This window comes from Burkholderia pyrrocinia (assembly GCF_003330765.1).
Taxonomy (GTDB): domain Bacteria; phylum Pseudomonadota; class Gammaproteobacteria; order Burkholderiales; family Burkholderiaceae; genus Burkholderia; species Burkholderia pyrrocinia_B.
The window spans coordinates 1,485,663-1,508,954 of sequence record NZ_CP024902.1 but is presented as its reverse complement, the minus strand read 5'-3'; the positions used below and the strand labels follow the sequence as shown (position 1 = coordinate 1,508,954).

16 protein-coding genes and 1 pseudogene are annotated in these 23,292 nt (G+C 71.1%); 5 read left to right on the top strand and 12 right to left on the bottom strand.

The annotated features are described in order from the left end of the window. Positions 1-22: 22 nt before the first annotated feature. From bcsA to bcsB, 7 genes are read right to left on the bottom strand one after another with little or no spacing between them, the layout of a single operon-like run. Positions 23-2,560, bottom strand: a complete 2,538-nt coding sequence (gene bcsA / locus CUJ89_RS07240; protein WP_114178522.1) for a UDP-forming cellulose synthase catalytic subunit — start codon at positions 2,558-2,560, stop codon at positions 23-25. After that, the gene (bcsQ, locus tag CUJ89_RS07235) at positions 2,557-3,336 is read right to left on the bottom strand and encodes a cellulose biosynthesis protein BcsQ (protein WP_114176746.1); all 780 of its coding nucleotides are present in this window, start codon (positions 3,334-3,336) and stop codon (positions 2,557-2,559) included. Before bcsQ ends, bcsA begins: the two co-directional genes overlap by 4 nt. Next, complete coding sequence (locus CUJ89_RS07230; protein WP_114176745.1) at positions 3,333-3,542, bottom strand: hypothetical protein; 210 nt, start codon at positions 3,540-3,542, stop codon at positions 3,333-3,335. The genes bcsQ and CUJ89_RS07230 overlap by 4 nt, the downstream gene beginning before the upstream one ends. Then, positions 3,539-5,494: a cellulose biosynthesis protein BcsE gene (gene bcsE, locus CUJ89_RS07225; RefSeq protein ID WP_114176744.1), complete on the bottom strand. Its 1,956-nt coding sequence runs from the start codon at positions 5,492-5,494 to the stop codon at positions 3,539-3,541. Before bcsE ends, CUJ89_RS07230 begins: the two co-directional genes overlap by 4 nt. 26 nt (positions 5,495-5,520) lie before the next feature. Further along, a complete protein-coding gene (locus tag CUJ89_RS07220; RefSeq protein ID WP_114176743.1) occupies positions 5,521-9,390 on the bottom strand; it encodes a cellulose synthase subunit BcsC-related outer membrane protein in 3,870 nt (1,289 codons plus the stop codon). Beyond that, complete coding sequence (gene bcsZ / locus CUJ89_RS07215) at positions 9,375-10,595, bottom strand: cellulose synthase complex periplasmic endoglucanase BcsZ (RefSeq protein WP_114176742.1); 1,221 nt, start codon at positions 10,593-10,595, stop codon at positions 9,375-9,377. Before bcsZ ends, CUJ89_RS07220 begins: the two co-directional genes overlap by 16 nt. Before the next feature lie 3 nt (positions 10,596-10,598). Continuing rightward, positions 10,599-12,941, bottom strand: coding sequence for a cellulose biosynthesis cyclic di-GMP-binding regulatory protein BcsB (bcsB, locus tag CUJ89_RS07210; RefSeq protein WP_114176741.1), 2,343 nt, complete (start codon positions 12,939-12,941; stop codon positions 10,599-10,601). 483 nt (positions 12,942-13,424) lie between these two features. On the opposite strand from bcsB, the gene CUJ89_RS07205 reads away from it, so the two are divergent. Continuing rightward, positions 13,425-14,447, top strand: a complete 1,023-nt coding sequence (locus CUJ89_RS07205; RefSeq protein ID WP_236654929.1) for a sensor domain-containing diguanylate cyclase — start codon at positions 13,425-13,427, stop codon at positions 14,445-14,447. A 77-nt stretch (positions 14,448-14,524) separates the two neighbouring features. Here the strand turns inward: CUJ89_RS07205 and CUJ89_RS07200 are convergent, their stop codons facing one another. From CUJ89_RS07200 to CUJ89_RS07185, 4 genes are read right to left on the bottom strand one after another with little or no spacing between them, the layout of a single operon-like run. Next, positions 14,525-14,977, bottom strand: coding sequence for a hypothetical protein (locus CUJ89_RS07200; protein WP_114176739.1), 453 nt, complete (start codon positions 14,975-14,977; stop codon positions 14,525-14,527). Continuing rightward, positions 14,977-16,377, bottom strand: a complete 1,401-nt coding sequence (locus tag CUJ89_RS07195) for a phosphatase PAP2/dual specificity phosphatase family protein (protein ID WP_114176738.1) — start codon at positions 16,375-16,377, stop codon at positions 14,977-14,979. The genes CUJ89_RS07200 and CUJ89_RS07195 overlap by 1 nt, the downstream gene beginning before the upstream one ends. Next, positions 16,374-18,143, bottom strand: a complete 1,770-nt coding sequence (locus tag CUJ89_RS07190) for a bifunctional alpha/beta hydrolase/class I SAM-dependent methyltransferase (RefSeq protein WP_114176737.1) — start codon at positions 18,141-18,143, stop codon at positions 16,374-16,376. Before CUJ89_RS07190 ends, CUJ89_RS07195 begins: the two co-directional genes overlap by 4 nt. 59 nt (positions 18,144-18,202) lie before the next feature. Beyond that, the gene (locus tag CUJ89_RS07185; RefSeq protein WP_114176736.1) at positions 18,203-18,808 is read right to left on the bottom strand and encodes a CDP-alcohol phosphatidyltransferase family protein; all 606 of its coding nucleotides are present in this window, start codon (positions 18,806-18,808) and stop codon (positions 18,203-18,205) included. Positions 18,809-19,265: 457 nt separating this feature from the next. Here CUJ89_RS07185 and CUJ89_RS07175 point away from each other — a divergent pair, with 457 nt between their 5' ends. Beyond that, a complete protein-coding gene (locus CUJ89_RS07175; protein WP_114178521.1) occupies positions 19,266-19,895 on the top strand; it encodes a lysophospholipid acyltransferase family protein in 630 nt (209 codons plus the stop codon). Between the two features lie 36 nt (positions 19,896-19,931). Beyond that, positions 19,932-20,861 carry a phosphatidate cytidylyltransferase gene (locus tag CUJ89_RS07170; protein WP_114176735.1) on the top strand — a complete coding sequence of 310 codons (930 nt, stop codon included), beginning with the start codon at positions 19,932-19,934 and terminating at the stop codon, positions 20,859-20,861. Positions 20,862-20,903: 42 nt separating this feature from the next. Here the strand turns inward: CUJ89_RS07170 and CUJ89_RS07165 are convergent. Then, positions 20,904-21,306, bottom strand: a pseudogene (locus CUJ89_RS07165) (topoisomerase IV); the annotation flags it as partial. Positions 21,307-21,447: 141 nt separating this feature from the next. Here CUJ89_RS07165 and CUJ89_RS07160 point away from each other — a divergent pair. Beyond that, positions 21,448-22,245 carry a LuxR C-terminal-related transcriptional regulator gene (locus CUJ89_RS07160; RefSeq protein ID WP_114178520.1) on the top strand — a complete coding sequence of 266 codons (798 nt, stop codon included), beginning with the start codon at positions 21,448-21,450 and terminating at the stop codon, positions 22,243-22,245. 110 nt (positions 22,246-22,355) lie between these two features. Continuing rightward, a complete protein-coding gene (locus CUJ89_RS07155; RefSeq protein WP_114176734.1) occupies positions 22,356-23,183 on the top strand; it encodes a helix-turn-helix transcriptional regulator in 828 nt (275 codons plus the stop codon). The last annotated feature ends 109 nt before the right edge of the window (positions 23,184-23,292 follow it).

Below are 23,292 nucleotides of genomic sequence, written 5' to 3'. Positions count from 1 at the left end.
CCACTCCATGATGAGCGCCGCGTCAGTCGCGCGCCCGATCGAGTTTCGGCGCCAGCATGGCCTGCAAGCCGCGCGCCGCACCCTTCCACATCCGTACATAACCTTCCACGCCGATGCGCAGCACTTCCTTCAGCCCGCCGAGCGGCGTGTCGAGGCGCTGGCCTTCATGCCAGTCGAGCCACGCATCCGCGCGCCCGAACGTGCATTGCACGAGCTGGCGCTCCTGTTCGAGCGTCAGCGCTTCGAAGCTCACGCCGACGTGGGTCGGCGTCACGCGGCTCACGCGCACCGGGAACGGGAACGGCCGGTCGCCACGCGTCACGCATACCGTCAGTGTGTCGCCGACGACGAGCGGCAGCCCCGGCACGGCTTCGAGGCCGAGGCCGCCGGTCGAGTAGTCGCTCGTGAAGCATGCGGCCGTCGAGCCGTCGGCGAGCAGCAGCATGGCCGGCACGCGCATCGCGATCCGGTGCGTGACGCGCACCTGCTTGGTCTCGCGCGCGACGGCCAGCGCCGCGCCGAGCATCGCGAGGTTGTAGACGGTCCAGCCGAGCGTGATCAGGATCGTCGACGCCTCGTCGCCCTGGTCGGCCACGAGCCGCCACACGCCGGCGGCGATCGCGAGCACGTTCAGCCCGAACAGCACGAGATACGGCTTCGACGTCGACCAGTCGACGTAGCCTTCGTCGATCTTGCCGCCCTTGTCGGTCACGTTGAACTTGCCGTGCTTCGGGCTGAAGAACGCGACGGTGGTCGGCAGCGCGATGTACCACGCGAGCACCGATTCGTAGACCTCGGCCCAGAACGAATGGCGGTAGCGCCCCTGCATCCGCGAGTTCGCGACGTTCGCGAGCACGAGATACGGGATCACGTAGCTCGCGAGCGCGAGCGCCGACGCGTTGATGAAGTACAGGTGGAAGAACAGGTACGCGAGCGGGATCGTCAGGAACACCAGCCGCGGAATCCCGTAGAAGAAGTGCAGCATCGCGTTGCCGTAGCAGATCCGCTGGATGAAGCCGAGCCCGCGCCCGAGGAACGGGTTGTCGATGCGGAAGATCTGCGCCATCCCGCGCGCCCAGCGCGTGCGCTGCTTCACGTGGCCCGCGAGGCTTTCGGTCGCGAGGCCGGCCGCCTGCACGGTCGGCAGGTACGCCGACGTATAGCCGCGCCGGTGCAGCTTGAGCGCCGTGTGCGCATCCTCGGTCACGGTCTCGACCGCGACACCGCCGACCTCTTCCAGCGCGCTGCGCTTGAGCACCGCGCACGACCCGCAGAAGAACGTCGCGTTCCACAGGTCGTTGCCCGACTGCACGAGCCCGTAGAACAGGTTGCCCTCGTTCGGGATCTCGCGGAACGTGCCGAGGTTGCGCTCGAACGGATCGGGCGAGAAGAAATGATGCGGCGTCTGCACGAGCGCGCACTTCGGGTCGCGCAGGAACACGCCCATCGTCGTCTGCAGGAACGAGCGCGTCGGCACGTGATCGCAGTCGAAGATCGCGATGTATTCGCCGTGCGTTTTCGGCAGCGCGCGGTTGATGTTGCCGGCCTTCGCGTGGCGGTTGTCGTCGCGCGTCAGGTAGTCGATGCCGGCCTCGGCCGCGAACGCCGCGAACTCGGGGCGCCGGCCGTCGTCGAGCAGGTAGACGCGCAGCTTCGCCGTCGGCCAGTCGATGCTCTGCGCGGCGAATACCGTCGGCTTCACGACCGACAGCGGCTCGTTGTAGGTCGGGATGTAGATATCGACGGTCGGCCAGGTGTCGGGATCGTCGGGCAGCGGCACGATCGGCCGGTCGAGCGGCCACGCGGTCTGCACGAAACCGAGCAGCAGGATCAGCCACGTATAGGCTTCCGCGCCGTACAGCAGGTAGCCGGCGACCGCCTCGAGCGGGCTGCGGAAGTCGAGCGTCTGCGTCGTGCGCCACCACATGTAGCGCACCGTCGCGAGCAGCGCGAGCGACGCGAGCGCGAGCGTCGGCAGGTGGCCCGGCAGGCGGCGCAGCGCGAGCGCCAGCACCGCGACGATCGCGAAGAACGCGAACTGCGCGCCGGGCATCAGCGGCGACATCCCGGCCGCGGCCCACAGCAGCGCGCCGGCCACCAGCAACAGCGGCGCGAGCCCGCGGCGCCGGCCGACGCCGTTCGCGCGCGCATCGAGCCAGCCGCCCCAGCGTGCCCACGGCAGGCGCTCGAGCATCGCGTCGATGCGCCGGCCGACCGCGCGCCCCGCCACGTAGACGGGCACGACGAACGTGTCGAACCACGCGAGCGGATCGCGTGCGGGCCGGCCGTCGCCCGCGCGCGGCGCGCGCACGATCGCGCGCCACAGCCATTCGCGCGGGCTGAGCGGCTGCAGCACGCCCCACTCGTGCGCGAGCCGCAGGAACGCGACGCGCACCCAGCGGCGCACGTGATCGGGCCGGCCGGCCGGCGGCGCGTGGAAGAACAGCCGCACGAGCCAGTCGACCCGCGTGCGCTGCGCCGGCAGCCCGATGCCGCGTGCGAGCCAGTCGGCCGCGCGGCGGCCGAGCGCGCGCAATGGCGGCATGAAGGCGGCCTTCATCGCGCCGCTCCCGTGCGACCGGCCGCGCCGGCGGCCAGCCACGTGTCGACCCAGTTCGCGATGCCGTTCAGGTCGTGCGACGCCTGCGAATACGGTGCGTCGTCGAAGATCCAGCTGCCGCGCGCGAGCGCTTCGGGCACGGCCGCGTCGACGTGGATCCGCTGCTCGAGCATCGAGGCCGGCCCCGCGACCGCGCGCAGCATCGCGATCGCATCGCGCTGCATGTCGCGCGCCGGATTCAGCCGGTTCACGACGATCTGCAGTTCGCCGCCGCCGGCCCTGAGCGCGCCCAGCCGCGCGGCCGCCGTCGCGCAGGCGATCGGCTCGGGCGGCACGACGACGAGCGTCAGGTCCGCGCGGCGAATCGCCTGCTCGGCCTGCGGCGACGGATAGCGCGCGGTGTCGACCAGCACGACGCCGTCGGCCGGCAGCGCGATCTCGTCGAGCGCGCGCGACAGCCACGCGGGGTCGGCCACGAGCCGCGCATCGCACGCGGCGGCGCCGGCCGCGTCGACCTGCCCGTACGGCACGAACAGCACGCCGTCGGCGTTGCGCCACGTATGCGCGTGCCACGGCTCGGCGCCGCCGAGCACGCTCTGCGCGAGGCCGTGTTCGGCCAGCGTGTCGAGGCCGAGCGTCGCGCCCATCAGGTTCTGCGCATCGAATTCGACGGCGACGACCGGCCGGCCGCGGCGCGCGAGCAGCACCGCGAGCGCGGCGGCGAGCGTCGTGCGGCCCGCGCCGCCCGTCGTCGACGTCAGGGCGATCGTCTTCATCGCGCCGCCTCGCCGCTGCGGTCGGCATCGGGCAGCAAGCGCCCGCGCAGCGCGACCGGCACGAGTTCGCACGGCACCGCATCGTGCCGATCGATTCCGCGCGGCGCATGAAAGCCGCGGCCGATGCCGAGGTGCTGCGCGACGATCCAGACCGGCACCGCGATCGCGATGCCGACGACGAAACCGATGACGAGGTCGATGATCATGCGTCCTCCGGCTTGCGCAGCGGCATCGCGCTGCGGATGGCGCCGCGCTTGCGGGCGGCGGGAATGACGGGTTCCGACGCCAATGCGTCGGCGGCCATGGCCGCCGGCGTCGCACCGATCGCCTCGAGCGCGACGATCGTATCGATCGCATCGATCGCACCGCTCACTTTGCTCGCTTCGGGCAACGCCTCGCCGAGATCGGCGCGCGCGAGCGGTGCGCGCGCCGCGCCCGCCGGCGGCGTGGCCGAGAACAGGTCGCTGTAGTCGGCGATCGGCGCGCGCCGGTTCTCGGCCTTCAGCGCATCGAGCTCCGTGTCGATGCTGCCCTGCCCGAGGCACACGACGCGGTCGGACAGCGTGTCGACCGGCACGTCGAAGATCCGTGCGAGCGCGTCGTCGGCGTCGACCGGCTCGCATGCGAACAGGAACACGTACAGGTGCGCGGCATCGGCCGTCACGACGTCGCCCGCGCGGCGCGGCCGGCAATGCCGCAGCGCGTCGACGTGCGACACGCCCGGCAGCAGCGCGATCTTCGCGAGCGTGTGCGGCAGCGCGAGCACGGCGCCGCGATCGAGCACCGCGCGAATCCGCAGGCAGAACGCGCCGACCGGCAGATAACCGAGCACCGAATCGCCGAGCGCGGCCGCGAGCGCCGCGCGATAGTCGGCCGCGACGGGCCGCGCATAGAGCTGGCCGCGCAGCGCGTGCACGGCGGCCTGCATCCGCGACACCGGCAGGTCGCGCGCGACGACGCGGTTCGCACCGACGCTCAGCAACAGCATCTCGAATTGCTGGCGCAGCACCTCGTCGCGCTCGACGATGGCGATCTTCAGCGCGCCGCCGCACTGCCGGCGCAGCGCGTGCACGTCCGCGCACAACGCTTCGAGCTGCGCATGCGAGCGGAACACGAGCACCGCGGTCGCGGCCTGCGCATGCGCGCAGGCTGCGACGACGGCCGCATTGTCGTCGACGACTTCCCATTCGCCGGGCACGCGGTTCGCGCCGTCGAGCACCGCGCGGCTGACGACAACCCGATCCTCGTCGCTCGCGAGCTTCATGCGGCGCGCCGGCTCGGTCGCGCCGCCATCGACGCTCGCCGACAGCCGGCCGCCCGGCGCAAAGCGCAGCGGCCGCACCTCGCCGGCCGCGAGCGTGTCGCCCGCGCGCCAGAATTCGACGATCCACAATAGCTCGCCGTGGGTGCGCTGCATCTGCGCGACGCCCGAGCAGACGCCGTGGAAACCGCTGCGCGGCGTGCGATCCGCGTCGCGCACGAGCGGCGCATCGTCGGTGCGCGCATCGGTGCCCGCACCGGCCGCTTCGGGGTCGAGCAGCAGCACGAGCGCGATCCGGCGCGTGCGGCACCAGTCGGCGAGTGCGTGTGCTTCTTCGGCGAGCGCGACCGGGTCGTCCCAGCTGAACCAGCGCTGCGCGCCTTCGACGAAATACAGCGAGCGCGCGCGAAAGCCGTAGCGCTTCAGCGCGCGCAAGCCGCCGGTCAGCCGCGCGAACGGGCCCGGCGCCGCGCGACGCGGTGCGTCGTCGGTCGCACCGTCGCTGCCGGCCGGCTCGGCCGCCGTCGGCATCGCCAGCACGTTCAGGTTGCGCGGCCAGCCGGCCGGCTGCGCGCCGCCCGCGAAGCCGCGCGCCTGCAGGTGTTCGGCGACGCGTGCCGCATCGCGTGCGAGCACGACTGTCACGTTGCGCGTGCGCGCCTGCCGCGCGCTCTCCCACACGAGCGCGTCGCACGCCGGCGTGCCGCCGGCCGCGTAGATCGCGTACAGGCCGCCGGCCTCCAGTTGCGTCCAAGCGTCGGGCAAGCCGTCGATCGCGAGCCGGCTCAGCGTGCCGACGCGGCCGCCGGCCGGCCCCGCGCGCAGCAGCGCGCGCAGGCGGCCCAGCAGGCCGGCGGCGCCGAGCGCGGGACGGGTGGCATCGATTTCGGTATTCACGACCTTCCCCTATTCACGACCTTCCTCTAGTAATCCGAATAAAGCCGCACGGGCGTCGGCGTGACGAGCCAGTTGCGCTGCGCGCGCGCGTCGAACGCATAGCGCAGGTACACGAGCGCCGAACTCGGCGCATAGTCGTGCGACCGGTCGACATGCAACTGCGCGCCGACGCTCAGGTGCGGGTTCACGCGGTACTCGACGATTCCGTTGACGCCGTACGAGAACGACACGCCGCGCGTCGAGCTGCCGCCGTACGCGAGCCCGGCGAGCGTATCGGCCGACTTCAGCCCCGAACCCGGCACGCCGAGCGGGAAATACGGCGTATCGCGCTCGTAGCTGTTCGAAATGCCGCCCGTCACGGTCAGGTCCCACGACAGCGCATCGACACGCCCGGCCCACTCGATCGGTACGCCGAGCGACAGGTAGCGCTGCGGGCTGTAGTAGCCGCCCTGCCCGTACGTGTAGTAGCGCAGGTTCTGCGCGTAGTGCCACGCGCTGCCGACGAGGCCCGTGCTCACGCGCATCGTCGCACGCTCGTACACGGGCATCGTGAACCCCGTGCGCAGCGTGACTTCCGCGTTGCGCTCGACGTTGCGGCCGGACAGCACGCCTGCGCCGAGTTCCGCGAACAGGTTAGCGCGGCCGAGGTCGACCGATGCGCGCAGGTTCACGCCATCGCGGCGCACGCCACCCCATACCGCGCCGGTCCACGGATCGCGAAAGCCCGCGTACGACAGCACGCTGCTCGTCTCCGGCCGCCGCGACGCATTCACCGTGAAGCTCGCGGGGCCCGCGTCGAACCGGTAGCGCACGCCGCCGACGACGTACTGCACCGGAAAGCCGAGCGGCGACGTGCCGACATCGAAGCGCCACGCGTCGGTCTTGTAGCCGGCACCGACCGCGACGCCCGTCGCCGACTGGCGCAGCGAGCCCGGCGGGTTCGCGGCCGGCGCGTTCAGCGCCGGATAGAACCCGAACGTGTTGAGCGTGTACGACGTCTTGTCCGTCGTGTCGAGCGTGCCTGCATCCAGATGCACGGTGTCGACCTGCAGGAACGCGTGCCCGTCGTAGCGCACCGGCAACTGCATGTAGACCGGCACCTGCTGCGCGCGATACGAGGACACGCCTGCGTCGCCCGACTTGTACGCGGGCATCCAGCCGGTCTCGATCTCGGGGTCGCGTCGCTGTTCGAGATCCGCGAACGCGGCCTGTGCGGGCGTCAAGCCGTCGCGGCCAGGAGTGACGCCCGTCGCGCGTTCCTGCGACTGCGACAGCCGGTACAGCGACGCCGCGTCGTCATAGCGGCCCTGTGCCTCGGCCACGCGCCCCGTCGCGACCGTCACGTCCGCGCGCGCCGGATACGCGGCGTGCAGCCGGCCGGTCAGCTGCGCGGCTTCGTCCGGACGGCGCAGCGCGTTCAGGCGGCGCACGGCCGACAGTTGCGTGTCGACGTCGTCGTCCGGCGTGCGTGCGAGCACCGCCTGCACGCGCGCGAGCGCAGCGGCACGGTTGCCGCTGTCCTCGTCGATGCGCGCCAGCGCGAGCTGCGTATCGGCATCGTCTGGCGTGCGCGCGACGACCGGCGCGAGTGCATCGCGCGCCGCGCCGTAATGCCCCTGCGCGCGTTCGAGATCGGCCAGTTCGAGCGCATGGCGCTTGTCCGCGCGGCCGGCCGGGCTCGCGCGATCGAGCAGCGTGCGCGCCTGCGCGTAGTCCTGCCGCGCGATCGCATCGTCCGTCTGCCGCAACACGAGCCGCAGCGACTGGTCCTCGATCCTCGCCGTCTGCGCGGGCGTCAGCGACGGTTCGCGGCGCAGCGCGTCGAGCCAGGCGGCGAGCGCGTCGTCGCGCCCGGCGCGGCCGAGCAGGTCGCCGTAGCGCAGCCGCACGTCCGCATCGGCTTCGCGCGGATGCGCGGCGATCCAGTCGCGCAACGGCGCAAGGCCGCGATCGGGTTCGCCCGCGTCGATCCACTGCGCGCCGATCGCGGCGAGCATGTCGGGATCGTCCGGCGCACTTGCCTGCGCATGCGCAAGCGAGGCGGCAAATGCCGCGCGGTCGCCGCGCCCGAGCGCGCCGCGCGCGTCGGCCAGCGTGCTTTCGGCGTCGAGCTTGCGCGCCAGCGCGCGCATCCCGTCCGACCGGCGCGCGTCGTCGACGGGCGCGAGCGCGGCCTGCGCGCCCGCGACATCGTCGAGCGAATTGCGGTACAGCGCGGTCGCATAGCGCATCTCGGGCGCATCGCTTTGCGCGAGCCCTTCGTCCATCACCGTGCGGCCGAGCTGCGGCAGCCCCATGTCGCGATACAGGCGCGCGAGCGCGAAGCGCGTCCACGGCGCGTCGGGCGCCGCTCGCACGGCCGCTTCGTAGCGCTGCGCGGCGGGCCCGCGTTCGCCTTTGTCCGCGAGCGCGCGCGCCTGGTTCGCGAGCAGGTCGGCGCGCAGGCCATCGAGCGCGCGGCGATCGTCGCGGCCCGTTACGCGCCCTTGCAGCGCGTCGAGCAGCGGGCCGATCCGGTCGGCGCGACCGGTGTTTTCATACAGCATCGCCGCGCCGCGCACGGCCGGCAGGCTCGGCGAACGCGCGGCCAGCAACTCGCGCAGCAACGGCTCCGCGCGCGTCCAGTCACGCTGCGCGAGCAGCGCATCGGCGAGCTGCAGCTTCGCGTCCGGGCTGCCCGGCTGCATCGCGAGCGCGGCACGCGCCGCACGCTCGGCGTCCTGCGGCCGGCCCGCGGCGGCGGCCGCGCGGCCTTGCGCGAGCAGCCCCCAGAACTGCGCGGTGCGGGCGAGGCTCTGCCATTTGCCGCGCTGGTCGGTCGCGAGTGTCGCGGCCCGCGCGAACAGCGCGCGTGCGTCGTCGTGCCGGCCTTCGCGCAAACGCAGCAAGCCGAGCCCGCCGACCGCATCGGCGTCGTCCGCGCGCGCACGCGCGGCGCGCTCGAGCAACGGATCGGCGGCCGCAAGATCGCCGCGCGCGAGCGCCTGCAGGCCGCGCTGCTGCGCGATGTAGTCGGGATCGCGTTCGAGCCGGCGCTGCGCATCGCGCCGGCTGTCCAGTTCGGCAACGCGGCCGCGGAATTCGGTGTCGTCCGGCACGAGCGCGAGATACGCATGCAGCGCATCGAGATACGCGGGATCGTTGCCGGCCACCTGCAGCACGCGCCGCCACAACGACATCGCTTCCGTATGGTCGGCGTCGTCCCGCTTCGCGAGCGACCATGCGATCCGGTTCGCCTCCGCGCGCGTGTCGCCATGCTGGTTCAGCAGCCGCGCCAGCGCCATGGCCGCGCTGGTGTCCTGCGGATCGGCCGCGATCGCGCGGCGCAGCGCGGCGATCGCCTGCTCGCGTCCGCCCGGCGCATTCGCGACGATCTCGTAATACTCGGCACCGAGCGCGCCCGACGGCGCGCCGTTCGGAAACAGCGCGACGACCCGCCGGGCCGCCTCGTCGGAGCGACCGCTGCGCGCGAGCAGGCGGATCTGCGCCATCTCGCCGCGCCCGCTCGTCGCGACGCGGTATTCGTCGGCCACCCGCCGTGTGACGGGCGCATTCGGCGACTGCGCCTGCAAGCGCGCGAGCGCGGCCTGCGCGCCTTTCGCGTCGCCGAGCCGCAGCAGCACGCGGACCTGCTCGGCAAGCAGTTCCGGATCGCCCGGCGCGATCAGCAACCCCTTGCGCAGCGCATCGCGCGCGAGGTCGTCGCGATGCTTGACGCCCCACATCCGCGCGGTGTCGAGCTGGCGCTGCGCATCGGCCGAAGCGGACGCCGCCGGCGTGGCGGGGTTCGGCATCGTCGCGCCGGATGCGGTGCCCGGCGCCGCCGCGCACATCGACGACGCGAGCCACGCGAATCCCGCGACGCGCGGCACGGCGCGCTTCAGCGGGCGGCGCACGAACGGCCTCCCCAGCGTGCGTCGAGCGTGCCGTCCGCGCCGAACCGGTAGCGTCCGTCGCGCCAGCCGAGGCCGAACAGCGTCAGCACGCTCGTGTAGTAGCCGGGTGCAGCCTGGCGTGCGAGCGTATCGACGCGGGCCGCCTGCGCATCCGCGAGCGCACGCTGGCCGCGCGCGTCGAGGAACGGCACGGCCGCCGCGGAGAACCCGCCGTTGCCGTCGTTCGGCCCCGCGACGCCCGTCGTCGTATCGACCTTCTCCGGCGGCGCGCCATGCGCGGCGATGTGGTCGGCGAACGGCGCGAAACGCGCGAGCAACGGTGCGGCGAGCGGATCGGCGCGGTCGAGCATGCCGGCCCACAGATACACGCGGATCGCGTTGTACGCGCTCTCCGCGTGCGTCTCCGGATCGGGCCCGAAGCCCGCGCCCGCGCGATACAGCGCCCAGTCGGGCGAAAAGCCCTTCGGCGCCGTGTCGAGCAGGACGCGCGCGGTGCTGGAGGCCAGCGCGGCCCAGCGCCGGTCGTCGGGCAGGCGTGCGCCGAGCGCGCGGATCACCTGCGGCGGCGAATAACTCGGATTCACGCGCCACTGGCCGTTGGTCAGCTTGAACCCGGTCGGCCCCGGCAGCAGCGTGATGCCGAGACCCGGCACGGTCGCCGTCTCGTCGTCGAGCACGCGCTTCGCGAGCAGCGCGCCGCGCGCCGTGTAGCTGCGCTCGTGCCACAGCCGCCCGGCCTCGACGAGCGCGTACGCGATCCACAGGTCGGCGTCCGACGCCGCGTTCGCGTCGAGCACGCGCCACGCGCCGTCCGGCGCGCGGCCCCAGAGCCACGCCGGCAGATGCGTGCTCAGGTCGCCCTGCGCGAGGTTGTTCTCGGTCCATGCGAGGATCGTGTCGAACATGCGCCGGTCGTTCGCGACCAGCGCGAAGAAAAGCCCATACGCCTGCCCCTCCGACACCGTGCGTGAATCGGCCGAGCCGACGTCGATCACGCGGCCGTCGACCGAGATGAAATCGCGCTTGAACGTGTCCCAGCGCGGCCACGCCGCGCTGCATCCCATGGCGGCCGTGTCGGCCCCCGCGGCCTGCGCGCGAGCGGCCATGCCGGCCGCCGCACACGTCACCGCAACCGCCAGCGCGAGTACCGCGCCGACGCGCCGCGCCGGCTGCGTTGCCCGTCGCTTCGCCATTGCCCGCGCCATCCGTTACATCCCCCGTCGACGCGCGGCGATTCTCTGCAGCACGCTGAACACGCCGAGCGCGAGCAGCAGCCCCGCGACGACGCCGACCGCGCCGAGCACGACCGGATGCCGCGCCGCCTGCGTCCACACGCGGGCATACCACGGCACGAAGCCGACCACGTAAGGTTCGCCGACGCGCAGGCTGTCGACCTGCCCCGGCCGCACCAGCGCGAGGTCGCCCTGCAGCTGCGACACGAGGCCGGGGTTCTCGAACACGTTGAGCAGATCGCCGAGGCGCGGCTGGTCGGTCGCCGTCAGCGCAACCACGCTGCGGCCGCGGCTGCCCGGCAGCTCGAAACCGGCGAGCGCCGCGAGCGGGCCCGTCTGCTCGATATGCGCGCCGCCGTCGGCCAGGCCGACGCCGTTGCGCCAGCGCTCCTTCACCGTGAACGCGACGCGCGTCGCGCCGTCACCGCCCGCACCGCCCTGCTCGCCGATCACGAGCGGCAGCGCCGAGCGCCAGTGTGCGAGCAGCGGCGACGTGGGCGAGCCGTCGATCACGAGCAGATCCTTGCTGCCCGACAGCGCGGCGACGTCGCCGGGCCGCGCGACCTGCACGCGCAGTGCCGGGAAACCGGTCCATTCGCCCATGTGGCCGAGCATCGTCAGGTAGGCTTCGAGTTCCTGCGGCGACGGCCGGTCGGGCATCACGACGGCCGTCTGCGACAGGTCGGCGAACCGCGTGAACGGAAAGCCGCTGTTCGCGAAAAACGCGAGGTTCGGCAGTTGTGCGTAATGGACGAAGTGCGAGAAATCGATCGTCGAATCGGGATCGATCGCCGCCCGCTGCGGCTCGCTGGCCGTGCTCGAGCAGAGGCCCGTCTTCTGCGAGTCGAGCGTGAAGCGGAACTGCAGCTGGTTGCCGCTGCCGACGCGGAACGCCGGAATGTCGACGTCGCTCGTCACGCGCCCTTCCGGCACCGACAGCAGCGGCAACTGCATGCGGCCGTGCGCGTCCTCGGCGTGGGCCGGCCCGAGCCGGTACGACTTCACGAGTTGTTCGTTGATCTCGACGGCGAGCGTCGAGTTGTCCTGCACGGTCGGCGCCGTGTAGCGGTAGCGCAGCGTGATCGGCACGCCCGCGCCGTTCCATGAATGGAGATCGGACGGCACGCGCAGGTTCAGGCGGATCGGGTCGGGCGTCGTGCCGCGCACTTCCAGCTCGCGCAGATCGGACACAAGCTCGCGGAACGCGATCGGCCGGTTCACGGGCAGCCAGCGCGGCGCGTCGTAAGGCTTGCGCGGCGCGCCGAGATCGACGTGCGCGACCGTCGCCGCCGGCCCCGACAGCGCTGCGCGGCCGAGCACGAGCGTCGCGACCGCGTCGTCGACCTCGGCCGCCGTGCGGCCCGTGGCGACGAGCAGCTTGCGCCCCGGCGCGGCCGGGTTGTCGGCGATCGCGAGCAGCGGGCCGTTGACCGACGGCAGCGCCAGGCCGGCCGGCAGCGTCGCGGCCGTGCCGACCACCACCGCCTGGTCGTCGGTCGGAAGTCCGGACGACACCGGGAAACGCGCATGCCGGTAGTCGGCCAGCGCGCCGAACCACGACGCGAGCACGCCCGCGCTGCGCAGCGTCGCCGAATCGGGCGACGCCGGCAGCACGAACGGCAGCCGCACGCGGCCGTTGTCGCGCCGGTCGAAGAACGGCGCGGGCAGCAGCGCGAGATCGTTCGGCAGGCGGACCGGCGATTCGTCGAGGATCAGCTCGCTCGTCGGGCTCACGTCGGCCCACAGCGCCGAGTTCGACGGATCCTCGCAATGATCGAGCGTGTAGTGCGCGATCAGGCGCAGGCCGATCTGGTTGAAATCCGAGAAGTAGCGCGGATCGATCGGGATGTCCTGCGTGACCGTGCGGCCCGCGCGCGCGGCGTCGAACGGGACGGTCGCGATGACCTCGCCGTTCACCGACACCTTCAGGTGCGACAGCGGGAACACCAGCGACGGCGAATACGCGTAGGTCAGGCGCAGCCGCGCGCCCGTGACCACGCGATCGAGCCGCACGCCCGCGTTGATCGTACGCACGTCATCGGCGCCGCGCAGGCGCAGCGGATCGAACGCGCCGAGCGACGCGAACGGCAACCGCACCGTCGTCGCCGGCAGACCGGCGGCCGGCGCGCTGGCCGCCGTCGGCGCGGCCACGAGCACCGGGGCCGACGCCGCGCCGGGCGCGGCGGCACGACCGGCGCCGGCGTCGGACACCGAAGCGGCCGCCGGCACCGCCGGCATCGGCGCGGCCGACAGCGCGGCCGCGTGGAAAGCGCCGGCCATGGCGACCGACAGGACGAACAGCGACGCGGCCGGCTTCATGCGCCGCTCCGTTTCGTCACGATCATTCGGTCATCAAGCGCGTCGAAACCGACGCGCGCAAAGCAGCCATGCCCGTGAGTGAACATCCCCACTGCTTCCCCTCATCAATCTAACTAGCCTGATTCGTTTATCGAAACGACGCGGCCAATTCTTTAATCCGCCTGTCGTCGTGTTGCGCGCGCCTGGCACCGGCGCTCGCTCATTCGTCACACTATCTCAAAAATAGGACAAAACTTACCCCGATTCGCAACAGTGAAGCAAAAAAACCTCAATCCGGTCGGAAATGCTGCGCGAGAGGTACGAATGGTAAGAATTGCGCCGTTGTCGCCGGACGGGCCGAACGGCATACTGCCGCGCGGTACGGCTGGCCGGCACGCCGGCGGCGGTCCGTTGCAGACCGCCCGGGAGGCGCTGCCGCAGGGCGGCGCGTATGCTACCGCAATCCCGCGCAGCCGCATGAGCTTTCTTTCATGGAAAACTGACTTGGATCAAATCGTCGACACCGCCACCCCGTCTCCCGACACGCTGCTGCGCATCATCGCCGCGCAGACCGAGATCGCGAAGCTCGGCCTCGACCTCGGCAGCGTGATGGCTTATGTGGCCGAGCAGGTGCCGCTGCTCACCGGTGCGAGCGCCGCCGCGGTCGAATTCGCCGAGGGCGACGACATGGTGTACCGCGCCGCGTCGGGCACGGCCGCCGGGATGCTCGGCCTGCGGTTGCGGCGCTCGGGCAGCCTGTCGGGCCTGTGCGTCCAGCAAGGCGAGTTGCTGCACTGCAGCGATTCGGAAACCGACCCGCGCGTCGATCGCGATGCGTGCCGCCGGGTCGGCCTGCGCTCGATGCTCGTGATGCCGCTCACGCATGCCGACACGACGGTCGGTGTGCTGAAGGTGATGTCGCCGGACGTCGACGGCTTCTCGAAAGCCGACGCCGGCACGCTGCGACTGACGGCCGAATTGATCGCCGCCGCGATGTTCCACGCGGCGCGCAACGAGGCGAACGAGCTGTACCTGCGCGCCACGCACGACGCGCTCACGGGCCTGCCGAACCGCGCGCTGTTCTACGACCGCCTGCGGCAGTCGATGCACACGGCGCTGCGCGCGAACGGCCGGCTCGGCATCCTCAACATCGACATGGACGGGCTGAAGCCGATCAACGACGGTTTCGGCCACCGCGCGGGCGACGCTGCGCTGCGCGAGATCGCCACGCGGATGCAGGGTGCGGTGCGGCGCTCGGACACGGTCGCGCGCATCGGCGGCGACGAATTCGCGGTGATCCTGCCGAACATCGGCAACCGCGACGATGCGCACGCACAAAGCACGCGGCTTGCGCGGCAGGTCGGCGAACCGTTCGAATTCGAGGGACGCCCGCTGCGACTCGGCGTCAGCGTCGGAATCGCGCTGCTGCCCGACGACGGCACCGACATGACCGCGCTGATCGAGCATGCGGATCAGGCGATGTATGAAGCCAAGCGGACACGGTCACAGCGTACGGCTCGCGCGTAACGCGCGCCCGCAAGACATCGCTTTGCGGAACGCACGGAGAGGCGCGTTCGCCAGCCCGTTATTGGCGTGAACAGGCGTTAGCCGATCTGCGGCACCGCGATCGCAATCCCGACCACGAGCCACTGCACGATCGCGACGAACACGCCGGCCCGGCACAGCCCGACCGCGCCGCGCACGCGCGCGTCGAGCGCGCGCCCGGCCTTCCCTGCATCGATCCAGCCGAGATCGGCGAGCGCACGGTCGAGCGCCGCGAGCCCGTCGTCGACCGACGCATCGCCGGACACCGCCCGCGCCAGCGCGGCGAACAGCCGGCGGTCGATCTCGATGCGCACCGCGTACCACAGCGCCGCGATCCCCGACCCCGTGCTGACGACGGCCAGCAGCACGCGGGCGATCGTCGCCGGCGCCCAGCCCGCCGCGACCCACCAGCCCGCGCCGGCCGCGGCCAGCGCGGCCGCGATCGCCCATGCGCCCGCATCGAGCGCACCGCGCGCGGCGGCAATCCGGAATGGCGCCGACGGGTCGCGCATCACCTGCGTCCCGCGCCACGACGGCCATCGATCCAGTGCTGCAGCACGGCCACGCCGTCGTCCGACCACACCGCGTGCGGCCGCACGGCGCGCACCGCGGCAAGCGCGTCGCGCGCATCGCCGAGCCCGCGTCGCGCCGCCAGCCACGCGGCCGCGCACAGTACGCTGCGCCCGTAGCCGAGCGCGCAGCAGACCAGCACGTCACGCCCTTCGCCGTGCAGGCGTTCGAGCGCCGCGACGGCCTGCGCGAGCTGCGTCGCGGTCGGTGCGACGAGGTCGAGCTGCGGCACGGTCGCATACGCAAGCGATGCGTCGGCCGCCGCCCAGCGCGGCATCTCGGCGGTCAGGTCGACCAGCGCCGTGAAGCCGTGGCGCCGCACGTCGCGCGTCGTCGGCGTGCGGCCGATCGACACGCGCGCGTCGATCCGCACGGGCGCCGGCTGCCGGAACGTCCAAAGCCGCGAATTGACGAACGCGCCGGCGATCGTCGGCGCGAGCAGCCAGCGAATGAATACCGGAAAACGCCCTTGCGCATCCTTCTGGAATGCGCCGGATGCACCGCGCCGGTAGATCCACGCGACGCATGCGAGCGCCAGCGCGACCCACCCCGCCGCCAGCGCCCAGCCCGGCGCGCGCGGCACGCACCAGAGCGCGACAAGCGCGGCCAGCGCCGCGCCGAGCGCATAGCGGCGCGCGAGCGCGCGGCCGGCCCCGCCCGGCGACACATCGGCGCCCGGCAGCCGGCCCGCGGCATCGCGCAGCGGAAACAGGAACAGCGCGAGACAGCCGACGGCCGCGCCGGTCGGCACGTCGATCGCGTGATGCTGGTAGGTCGTCAGCACCGACACGCCGATCGCCGCGAACCAGAGATGCAGCACGACGCGCGCGACCGTGCCGCGCAGCTGCTTCGCATAGACGGCCCACAGGACGACGAGCAACCCGATGTGCAGCGACGGCGCCTGGTTGAACGGCTTGTCGAAACCCGTCAGCAGCGTGAACAGCGCGCCGGCCATGCCGCCCGCGTCGGGCCGCTCGAAACCGAAGCGCAGCGGCCACGCGATGAAGCACGCGACCGACACCAGTTGCACGGTCAACAGCCGCTTCACGTGATCGAGCAGATCGGCGCGGCGGGTCCAGAAGAAGAACGACAGCGCATACAGCAGGTCGATCGACCAGTACGGCACGATCGTCCACGGCACGAACGGGATCGCGTGCTCCCAGCCGAACGCGAACGTCGGCACCGCCGCGCGGCGCGCGGCGAGCCAGTTCGCAAAACCGTACGTCGAGAAGAACACGGCGCCCATCGCCACGAGCCAGCCGAAGCGCAGCGCGAACGACGCGTCGCGCGCGCCGGCCGCCGGTTCGGCGAGGCCGCTCGCGCCGCCGCCGAGCGCGCTCATGACGCGTCGACCCGCTGCGCGAGGCTGACCGTGAAGATGCCCATTTCGTCGATCCGCTGGTCGAGCTTGCGGAAGCCCGCGCGCGCGACGAGTTCGTCCATCTCGGCCTGCGAGCGGCGGCGCATCACCCAGGTCGCCTCGCCGCGGTGGTTGTTCAGCGCGCGCGCGATGAATTCGAGCTGCGGATGCCACGGCTGCCCCGTATAGACGAGATAGCCGCCCGGCGGCACCGCTTGCGCGAGCCCGCGCAGCGAGCGTTCGATCAGCGCGTTTTCGCCGAACAGCTCGTAGAGGCCCGACACGATCGCCAGCGTCGGACGCGGCTCGAGCGTCGCGAGCGACGCCTCGTCGAACGCGTCGCCGCGCTCGAAGCGCGCGATCGGCTCGAGGCCGCGCTGCGCGATCAGCACGCGCCCGGCCTCGACGTTCGGCGGACTGTAGTCGCGCAGCGTGATGTCGTCGGGCGCCGCGCCGTCGCGCTCGGCGGCCGTCGCGATCGCGTCGAGCACATAGCGCCCGTGCCCGGCCGCGATGTCGACGATCCGCACCGGCGTGCCGTGGCCGCGCAGGCGGCCGATCGCCGTGCCGATCAGTTCCTGCAGGTGCACCTTGCGCCGGCGGATGCCGATCCAGCCCGGCGAATCGAGATACGTGCGGTCGATCAGCGCACCGACGCCGAGCCGCCCCTGCGCGCGGTTGCGGTACACGTAGTCGAGCGTCGAGCCCGAATCGAAGCCGAGCCGCAGCCCGAGCGCGATGCCGTCCGACAGCGCGCCGCCAGCCTTCAGGCCGGCCCGCGTGAGTGCCCAGTACGCGCGCGCGAACACGTTCGCGGGCGGGCGGCCGAGCGCCGCGTATTCGTCGTGGAACGCGCCGCGCCGGTCGGCGTCGGCGAGCGACACGCGCGGGCTCGGCGCATCGAACTCGCGCAGCACGAATGCGCGCAACGGCGCGAGCGCCTGCGCGCGGTCGCGCTCGCCGAGCGTGTCGTGATAGAAGCCCGGCAGCACGATGCGCTCCTTGCGCGCCGAGCCGAGCCGTTCGAAGAAGCGGTCCTGCGGGCCGCGATGCACGACCCAGTCGGCGCCCGAGATCAGCAGTTGCGTCGGCACGGTGATCGCCGCCGCGTCGGCGACGATCCGCTTCGCGGTGTCGTGCAGGTCGAGCAGCATGTTGACCGCGATCGGCCGCGTGATCAGCGGATCCGACGCATAGCTCGCGATCCGCTCGGGATCGTGCGTGAGGAATTTCGGCTTGACGTAGCTATTCACGTAGAACAGCCCGCGCAGCTTGTGCATCAGCCGCAGGCCTGGCCGTGCGAACGGCACGTAGAGCTTGATGTGGAACGCCGGTGACGCGACGGCGAGGCAGCGGATCGGCGGTGCGTAGTCGTGCGCCCAGGTGGCCGCGAGCACTGCGCCGACGCTCTGGCCGACCACGGCCGTGTCTTCGATCGCGATGCCGTGCGTGTCGCGGATATGCTCGACGAAGGTCTGCAGGTCGCGCACCGACGCGGCCGCGCTCGGGCTGTAGCCGCGCGCGCCCGGCGAACGGCCGTGGCCGCGCGCGTCCCACGCGAAAAATGCGAAATCGGGCAGGTCGAGCTCGTCGACGAGATGCGCGACGCGCGCCGAATGTTCGTGGCCGCGATGCAGCAGCACGATCGCGCCGCGACAGCGCGGGCCCGTCGCGGGCCAGTGACGATAGAACAGCGTTTCGCCGTCGTGCGTGGTGAAGTCGGCCTCGCGGGCCATGCGTGCGCTCATGTGATCTCTCTCGTTTCGTTATTCGAATCATGCGGCGCCGCCCTCCGGCGCCCGGACGGTCAACCGCCCTTTTCAGCGATACCGGCCTGCACGCGCCGCACCACCGTCACGATCGACAGCACGATCAGCAGGCGCCACAACCACGCGGCGACGCTACCGACCGGCAGGCCGAAGCCGATCCACAGCGCGAACGCGCCAAGGGCCAGCGCGCGGTCGCTCTTGCCGAACGGGCCGTCGTAGCGGCGCGTCGCGCCGACGAGCGGCCCGATCAGCCCCGCGCATTCGACGATGACCGCCGTCAGCGCGAACAGCCAGACGTCCGCCGGAGCGAACGCGGAAATGGCGAGGAACGGCAGCACGAGCGCGACGTCGGAAACGATGTCGCCCAGCTCGTTCAGGTACGCGCCGAGCGTGCTCTTCTGCCCGTGCTCGCGCGCGAGCATCCCGTCGATTGCGTTGAGCGCCATCCGCGCGAACAGCCACAGCGGAATCAGCAGGAACAGCACACGGGCGAACACGCCGAGCCCGGCGAGCGCGCCGACGACGATCGAGCCGCCGGCCGCGAACAGCGTGACCTGGTTCGCGGTGACGCCGCGTTCGGCAAGCGAATTCGCGAACGGGCGCAGACGGTTCTGGAATTTGGGTTTGAGTGCGTAGAGGCTCATCGTTTTATTTGCGCGGCACAGTCGGATACGTTTCCCGCCGCCATGCCCCGGGCGGCGAAACGGCCTTCGTCGGCCTTCAATGGACGGCCCTCATCGTCGCCGACCGGCCCCGATGCGTCAAGCAGGCTGCCCGGGCCGCCCGCCGGGCCAATCTGGCGTTTTTTACGGAAACTCGCGATAATCCGCTGGCCTCGACTGCGGCGAGATCCATTCGAACTGCAAACGAGCACGCGTGCAACAGCCGACAATCACGCCGCTGGCCGGCGCATTCACCGCTACGCAACATGCGTGCGGCGGCGAATCGACCGATTATCGCGGACCTGCGACAGGCAGCCACGAATTTGAAAAAATTTAAACAAGGGCCGTCCGGCGCGCATCCTGCCGCGCCGGCATTCCGGGATTCCGCCCGCCGCGCATGCTCGGCGGGCCGGGCACGCAAGCAGGAGGCACCGCGCCGATGAACATCCTCAACGTCTGGCAGCGCGATTTCCTGCTGTCCATCGTGCGGCTTGTCGCCGGCGCGTATCCGGTCTGGCATCAGTCGCCGCCATCCCCGACGCAGAAAATCTACTTCTCGAACCACACGAGCCACATCGACACGCTCGCGATCCTCGCCGCGCTGCCGCGCGACGTGCGCGCAGTCGTACGGCCGGTCGCCGCGCGCGACTACTGGGACAGCAGCGACATGAAGCGCCACATCGCGCAGAAGCTGCTGAACGTCGTGCTGATCGACCGCCACCGCGAATCCGGGGGTGACCCGCTCGATCCGGTGCGCGACGCGCTGCGGCAAGGCCATTCGATCATCATCTTCCCGGAAGGCACGCGCGGCGCCGACGTGCTGCCGCAACCGTTCAAGAGCGGGCTGTTCCACCTCGCGACCGAGTTCCCGAGCGTCGCGCTCGCGCCCGTCTACCTCGAGAACCTGCAGCGCATCATGCCGAAGGGGGCAATCTGGCCCGTGCCGCTGATCTGCAAGGTGCACTTCGGCGCGAACGACGCGCTCGGCAACCAGGAAGAGAAGCCGACGTTCCTCGCCCGCATGCGCGACGCGGTCGTCGCACTCGCGCCGCAGCGGCCCGCGGGCTGAACGCGGCGCCCTCCTGTTCCTTTTCCGGATATCCCCATGCGAACTCTCTTCTGGGAACTGGTCGCGGGCGTCACGGGCGTGCTCGTCGTCGCGACCGTGATCGGCGCGATCCTCGGCGCGCGCAGCGGCGGCACCAGTTCGACCATCGTCAACCTGAACCAGCGCATCCGCGCATGGTGGGCCATGATCGCGATCATGGTCATCGCGATCGGCCTCGGCAACAACGTCACGTATCTCGTGTTCGCGGTGCTGTCCTACCTGACGCTGCGCGAATTCATCACGCTCACGCCGACCACCGCGAGCGACCACACGACGCTGTTCATCGCGTTCTTCGTCGCGATCCCCGTGCAGTACGTGCTGCTCTCGATCAACTGGTACGGGATGTATTCGATCTTCGTGCCCGTGCACCTGTTCTTCGCGATGTCGCTGGTGTCGGCGCTCACGCAGGACACGCGCGAATTCCTGAGCCGCAACGCGAAGATCAACTGGGCGCTGATGGTGTGCGTGTACGGGTTGAGCCATGCGCCGGCCGTGCTGATCCTCGACATCCCGCGCTACACCGGGCAGAACGCGCTGCTGCTGTTCTTCTTCCTGTTCGTCGTGCAGGTCAGCGACGTGCTGCAGTACATCGTCGGCAAGCTGTTCGGGCGGCGCAAGATCGCACCGCGCCTGTCGCCGTCGAAGACGATCGAAGGCTTCGTCGGCGGCGGCCTGCTCGCGACGCTGTGCGGCGCGTCGCTGTATCGCGTGACGCCGTTCAGCTTCGGCGCGGCGTTCGGGATCTCGCTCGCGATCGTGATCGCGGGCTTCGTCGGCGGGCTCGTGCTGTCGGCCGTCAAGCGCTCGCTCGGCACGAAGGACTGGGGCTCGATGATCGCGGGTCACGGCGGGATGCTCGATCGCGTCGATTCGATCTGCTTCGCCGCGCCGGTGTTCTTCCACCTCGTGCGCTACCTGTACGTGTGATATGCGGGCGGCGCCATGCCGCCCGTTCCCGCGCGCGGACGCTCAATACCCTTCGCGCAACGCCTTCGGCACGACGTAGCGGCCGCGCGATGCGTCGAATTTCACCGTATAGCGCGCGTGGATGGCCTTGTCGCCACGCGCGCCCGTCTCGGTCACCGCCAGCGGATAGACGTCGCCGGTGCCCGTCGTGTCGGGCACGATCGTGAACGTGCGGCTCTCGCAATGCGACTTCGCGTTGCCGCAATCGAGCGATCCCGAATTGTCGAGCGCTTCGTTGATGCGCGGCGCCGCTTCGACGATCGCATTGCCGACCGGCAGCCAGATCGACCGGCTCGAGCGTCTTGCCGTCCGGCGCCGGCTTCAGCACGTACAGATCGATCGTGCCGGCCGTGCCATCCGAATCCATGCCCGGCATCCCGTTCTGCATGGCCGCCTCGGCCTCGCCATTCGCGCCGGCCGGCGTTACGATCTCGTTCTTCATTGCAGGATCCGTTCGATGCGCGCGGAATGCGCCCGCGAGTCCGTAGCGTACACGCACGGCGCGGCATCGCAAGCGCGCATCGGCCGGCCCGACACGGACTTACGCATGAACCTGACCTTGCAGGACGTCGCATGGCACCGATCGGTCGGGCGGCTCATCGAGTCGCTCGACCAGCCGGGCTTCTGGCTGTCGCTGATCCGGCTGATCGAGGACTACGTCGCGGTCGACAGCTGGGTCGCGCTGATGTTCGGCGACGGCCGCCCGCAGGTATTCGCCGAATGCGCGTACGAAGGCGGCGGCCCCGACCCGCTGTTTCGCGACTACGTGCAGGGCCTGTACCTGCTGGATCCGTTCTACATCGCGAACCGCGACGCACCGAAAAGCGGCCTGTTCCGGCTGTCCGACGTGGCGCCCGAGTGCTTTCGCGACACCGAGTACTACACGCTCTATTTCACGCACAACGTCGTCGAGGACGAGATGCAGTTCAACGTCGTGCTCGACGACTCGCGCACGCTGTGCCTGTCGCTCGGCAGCAAGCGGCGCTTCAGCCCCGAACAGGTTGCGTTGCTCGACCTGGTCCGGCCATGGGTGGTCGCGCTGATGCGGCAGCGCCTCGCGTTCGAGCAAACGCCCGCCGAACCCTCACCGCCGCGCCGGGCCGGTGCCAATGCGCAGGACAACTTCGAACATGCGATGGCGCGGCTCGGTACGCCGCTCACCGCGCGCGAACTCGACGTGATCCGGCTGATCCTGAGCGGCCGCTCGAACAAGGAAGTCGCGAACAAGCTGGCGATTTCGGCGGAAACGGTCAAGGTGCACCGGCGCAACATCTACGCGAAGCTCGCCATCAACTCGCAGTCGGAGCTGTTTTCGCTGTTCCTGAAAGCGCAGACCGCTGCCTGATGCGATGCGCGCCATCGCCTCCACTGGCCTGGCGCGGGCATTCCCCGGCTGACGCCCGCGCGACGCTCGCGTAAGGTCTGCGTATCGTTCAGCCTTCCGAGCAGCCATCCATGCGCCTCCCTCCCCTCGCTCCGCCCGGCCACGGCGGCCCTGTCATCGTCGTGCGGCCCCAGACGCTCGGCAACGCGATCCGGGCGACCGGCACCGCCGGGTTCGCCGATGCTGTCGCCCGCTTCGTCAACGAGAACCTCGTCACCGACGCGATCCATCTCGAACGCTGGCGGCCCGATCCGGGCGCCGCGTCGGGCTACCTGATCGAGTGGCTCGGGAGCTGGGGTGACCCGCATCAGGAGCTGTGCGCGCTGATGGATGCGTACTATCGGGATTTCTGGCAAACCGATCCGCTCGTCGAGCCGGTGCGCGGCACGACCGGCACGCTGCTGCTGCAGCGGCACGTCGGCGGCCTGCCCGACGGCGATTTCCGCCGGCGCTTCTTCGACGAACAGCGCGTCACGCAGGAATGCATGCTCGTGCACGGCAATGCGAACGGCCAGTATGCGCTGTCGGTCACGCGCTCGACCCACCAGGCTGCGTTCAGCCGCGACGAGCTGTTCCACCTGCGGCAGATGGCCGACCTGCTGTTCCCGCTGCTCGAAATGCATGCGCGCTCATGCGCCGCACGCCGCATCGCGCCGGCGGCCGGCCGTGCGCCGTCGCATCACGGCTTCGATGCGCGCGTCGCGCGCCAGGACGTGCGCCTGTCGCGCCGCGAGCAGGAAATCTGCAAGCTGCTGCTGAGCGGCCGCTCGGTGCCGGAAGCCGCGACCCTGCTCGACATCCGTCTCTCCACCGCCGAAACCTACGTAAAGCGCGCGTTCGCGAAGCTCGGCGTGCGCACGCGCAGCGAACTGTTCGACTGGGCGCTGCTTGACGGCTAACCCCATCGCGCGCCGATACCGTCTATCGGCCGTGGCGTCTGGGCATACGTTGCACCGGTCACTATCCTTGCCGAATCCGATTTTGTTCGCCTGCGCGCAACACACTTCG